We start from the raw sequence: 4,059 nt of genomic DNA on the forward strand, positions 1-4,059 counted from the left end.
ATTCAAGAAAAATTAAACCACCTATCCCCTAAAGAATTTAGGGAACAGATGGTTTAGGTGTTTTGATATGTGTCCCGTTTTCGGGGTTCACTTCAGACCCTCTTGTAGGGTCTTTTTTTGTTTTGTTATTTTGCAATTATATTAGGAATACAAAAAAACGGATGATATATAGTCGTAGGATTTCCAATCTTATTTGCTGGTGGACTTTTGATTGTACATCTATTTCAAAATAAGAATGAAAATGGAAAATAATTTTGTTTGATTGTATATCTCATACACGTCTAGTTAACATAACGTATCATTATCGGTAGCAAAGAAAAGAGAGGAAACCGTACTCTCACCAAGGAACCTTCTTTTTTTGTTCTATGGATCTATGCACTTTTTTATACATCCCTATCCTAGCGCGGTTTTAGGGTTCTTGTTTGTTACTAGAACTGTATAAAATCTTGCATACTTTTAGCGTGAGTTTTTTCCAAAATGCTGCAATACCCCTAGATTTAAAAAGAAATAAGCAGTGATTAGATTTTAAACCTAGTCATTGCTTTATCCATTGCATCTTGGTTTACACCTATATAACGTAACGTGACCTTCTCTGAAGAGTGATTGAATATCTCCATAAGTAATGCTATGTTTTTCGTTTGCATGTACATGTGATACCCGTATGTTTTTCTTAACGTATGTGTTCCTATTTCATCTAACCCAAACTCTGCCGCTGCTCCGCTTAATATCTTATATGCCATGCTACGACCAATTGGACGATTCTTACCTTGTCTGCTTTGCAATAAATACTCATTGTCTTCTCTTTCTACAATAAACCATTTAAGTTCTCTTTTCAGCGCTGCAGTAATTTGTATTCGTTTCTGTTTCCCTGTTTTCTTTTCCCGCATAGATATATGGCTGCCTTTAACATCCCCTACCTTCAATTTCAAAATATCTGAGATTCTGAGACCTGTATTAATACCCATAATGAAGAGAATGTAATTACGTAAGCTCTTTTCCTTAAAATACTCTTTTAGCTGTTGTATTCGCTCTGGATCACGTATCGGCTGAACAAAATTCATTATTCATTACCTCCAGATTCTTCAGTCTCATAAACTTCTAATCTAAGAGCAAATGCTAATTTATAAAAAGCATTAGATTTATTTCTTCTATATGTACGTTCACTCATACCAATATCGTTATAAACCATATAATCAAAGACTTCCTCATCTTCCAAATATCGTTTTACAATGATATCTCGTTGATTTTTGCTAAATCGACTTAATATTTTATCAATTTGAAAAGATAAACGTTGTAATTTTAATTCTCTTTCACTCATTGCAACATTTGCTAAAGCAACATCTTCAGCTGGCTTGCCTACCATGTTTGTTGGGCCATGATATCTTACCTCGCAAGAAGCTGTGACCTTCATCTCATTTCTAATCATCCCAAATTTTCTATAAATACGAACATTTTCAAGAATCTCTTCTAAACGAACTTGTGTTGCTTTACGATCAATTTTAGGTAAGAAAGTTAATTGCGTCATATATAAAAACACTCCTTATCTATTTTATTAATAAAAAAACAAAAAGCGGACACCAAACCATAGAGCACTATCGCTTATGCTCTTTATGGTTTGATGTCCGCTGGTTCTTCCAGTAGGACTAAATATTTAATTGGTATTATTATATCATTTTCTCATATTTTAGTAACTTTGTTATTAGAAAAGGATTATTTTATTAAGTCCTCTATGAAATACTTTCTTCTATCTCTTGGCTTTCTTCTCTTATTTGACCGATTAATGAAACTACTGAACCGACCGCTTGGACCCAACTCCCCGTAATCACTATAAGCTGCCCATCCTCATCATCGTCTTCCGAAATTCCCTCCACTTTATCCCGACTAGCTTTCAATTCATCTATTCCACCTATTGCCTGTAATGAATTACCAGTCGCTTGTAACACATTCCCGATAATGATATACGATTCATCCATATTGGAACTATCCTCTATTTCCCCACCTATTGATGTAACACCACCTAATGCTTGTATCCAATTTCCTGCAATTACTAATTTTTTTTTTGTTTCATCTTCAAATTCTATAATGAGTCCTGTTAGAACCGTTACATTACCAATTGATTGGATTTCGTTCCCAATCAATTCAAGGGATATTTCTCCTTGTCCATCAGCTTCCAGACCATTCCCCGTTGCCTGTAATACATTCCCCCATACGCTCAAATCTTTTCTTAATTCGCTGTTCAATCTTTTTAAAGGTGTACTCCCAATCGCAGCAATAATTGTCCCTAATGCAACAAACCATGCGCCAACTATCTCCTTAATCGGATCATCCATTCTCAATCTACCCCGTCATTAATTTACTACTTGCAAGATATGTATTGGAGCATCTTCTTGTTAATGGCCTACTTCTCTCCCTCCTGAATAAAACTCAATGTTTCGTCAATACTATACATACATCTAGAGTTACATCCCTGTTTGGAGCAGTTAGTTTTTACTAGCTGCTTTTTTCTGTAAGTACATCCCATCTATAATTACATGTTTTTCAATTAACTATTCATCCTCCACAAGACTATCACGAACTTTATCAATCGCCTTATCAAAATCAGATGCTTCCACAAATGCTTTATAGGATTTAGTTTCAGTAAGCTCAACACGATATCTTTTCATATCCATTCCTCTTTTCTTTAATGACAGGCTCAATAATTCCAAGTAACGAATACAATATTAAAAATTTACTCATGAAAATCTGATTACAATTTTTTAGATTTTTTTATCTCATGAGACATTCACCTACCTTACTAAGAGTGCATATAGAAATGTGCTCTTTTTATTTATTGCTAAATAACTATTCTATTAAAATTTTCACGAGTAATAACTTCGAATTCTTAGATCAAAATGAACCTCTAGACGATTACACCATTACATCATATGCTAATTTAAATACTTTTTAGGAAAGCAGGTGAGTACTATGCCCTCAGTTGTAGCAAACCTTGTCGTACAAAATAGTGCTGGTTCTTTCAACTTAGGCGATTTTTATAATGTTTCTCCAAAAGAGAATACAAAATCTTATAATGGTTCAGGGGCGTCAAATGTTGGTTTTGTTGTCAATACCTTTAGCGGTGTTAGCGCAACAAACACATTTGATGCTGATGTTGCAGACCAAAATCAAGTTGGGACAGTTTAAATTTATTCACTTCCTTCTCCCCTCTGAATAAAACTCAATATCCCCGTCCATACTATAGATAATCCATCTTTAATGTACTGTAACCATTTAGATTTTCTTCAAGACTGAGCAGTTAGCTTTTGCTAGCTGCTCTTATTCTGTAAGTACATCTCATCTATAATTATATCTTTTTCAATTAGTTCTTCATCCTCCACAAGACCATTACGTACTTTATCAATTGCTTTATCTAGATCAGGTGCTTCCACAAATGCTTCATAAGATTTAGTTTCATTAAATTCAACGCGATATCTTTTCAAATCCATTCCTCCTGAATAAAATTTAATAATTCGCAAATGCTATACACAGGCAATAAGCCAGAACTCATTTAACTGTCCCTGTAGTTCTTCTCTTCTCTGTATTAAGCAGTTAGCTTTTGCTAGCCGCTCTTTTGTTTGAAATTAAAATAGCGATTTCGTTCAAATACTTCACGCCCCATGAAAAAATTACATATGGTATCACGTACTCTTTTACATTAAGAGTTTTGGTCCGAAGAGCACTTATGTTTAGCGCTCTTTTTGGTATGGGATGCGAAATAGAGTCTTACTCTTAAGGCCTGTTTTGATTTTCATAGTTTTTTTCCTTACACCTGTGTGTCGGTTTACTCATAAGTTGTTATAGTATCGTTAGTTCATTTATGAGTGAGGTGTAAAAATGAGTAAATTTAAAAAGAATTGTCACATACCCTTTCCATGTGCCTTTCCTTTTCCTCAAATAGGGCCTACTGGAATAACTGGAGCGACAGGACCTTCCGGTGGACCTCCAGGACCTACGGGACCGACCGGAATAACTGGAGCGACAGGATCTTCCGGTGGACCTCCAGGACCTACGGGACCGACCGGA

At 35.0% G+C, this 4,059-nt stretch carries 5 protein-coding genes and 1 pseudogene; 2 read left to right on the forward strand and 4 right to left on the reverse strand.

Going from position 1 to position 4,059, the window contains the following annotated elements:
• Positions 1-518: 518 nt before the first annotated feature.
• From ABH957_RS29375 to ABH957_RS29385, 3 genes are all read right to left on the reverse strand, one after another.
• Positions 519-1,061: a site-specific integrase gene (locus tag ABH957_RS29375; protein ID WP_404457451.1), complete on the reverse strand. Its 543-nt coding sequence runs from the start codon at positions 1,059-1,061 to the stop codon at positions 519-521.
• Complete coding sequence (locus ABH957_RS29380; protein WP_404512913.1) at positions 1,061-1,525, reverse strand: ArpU family phage packaging/lysis transcriptional regulator; 465 nt, start codon at positions 1,523-1,525, stop codon at positions 1,061-1,063. The genes ABH957_RS29375 and ABH957_RS29380 overlap by 1 nt, the downstream gene beginning before the upstream one ends.
• 202 nt (positions 1,526-1,727) lie before the next feature.
• Positions 1,728-2,330 carry a DUF6944 family repetitive protein gene (locus ABH957_RS29385; RefSeq protein WP_404512915.1) on the reverse strand — a complete coding sequence of 201 codons (603 nt, stop codon included), beginning with the start codon at positions 2,328-2,330 and terminating at the stop codon, positions 1,728-1,730.
• Between the two features lie 634 nt (positions 2,331-2,964).
• Between ABH957_RS29385 and ABH957_RS29390 the strand changes: the two genes are divergently transcribed.
• Positions 2,965-3,180, forward strand: coding sequence for a spore germination protein (locus ABH957_RS29390; protein ID WP_269482638.1), 216 nt, complete (start codon positions 2,965-2,967; stop codon positions 3,178-3,180).
• Positions 3,181-3,302: 122 nt separating this feature from the next.
• Here ABH957_RS29390 and ABH957_RS29395 read toward each other — a convergent pair whose 3' ends face one another.
• Complete coding sequence (locus ABH957_RS29395; protein ID WP_332301523.1) at positions 3,303-3,476, reverse strand: hypothetical protein; 174 nt, start codon at positions 3,474-3,476, stop codon at positions 3,303-3,305.
• Between the two features lie 394 nt (positions 3,477-3,870).
• Between ABH957_RS29395 and ABH957_RS29400 the strand changes: the two are divergent.
• Positions 3,871-4,059 (forward strand): annotated as a pseudogene (locus ABH957_RS29400) (BclA C-terminal domain-containing protein); the annotation flags it as partial.

This window comes from Bacillus sp. RC242 (assembly GCF_044908245.1).
GTDB classification, from domain to species: Bacteria; Bacillota; Bacilli; order Bacillales; family Bacillaceae_G; genus Bacillus_A; species Bacillus_A mycoides.

Excerpts from the sequence above, each read along its gene's own strand:
- ABH957_RS29375 (WP_404457451.1), bottom strand. The coding sequence starts at position 1,061 with ATGAATTTTGTTCAGCCGATACGTGATCCAGAGCGAATACAACAGCTA.
- ABH957_RS29380 (WP_404512913.1), bottom strand. The coding sequence starts at position 1,525 with ATGACGCAATTAACTTTCTTACCTAAAATTGATCGTAAAGCAACACAA.
- ABH957_RS29385 (WP_404512915.1), bottom strand. The coding sequence starts at position 2,330 with ATGGATGATCCGATTAAGGAGATAGTTGGCGCATGGTTTGTTGCATTA.
- ABH957_RS29390 (WP_269482638.1), top strand. The coding sequence starts at position 2,965 with ATGCCCTCAGTTGTAGCAAACCTTGTCGTACAAAATAGTGCTGGTTCT.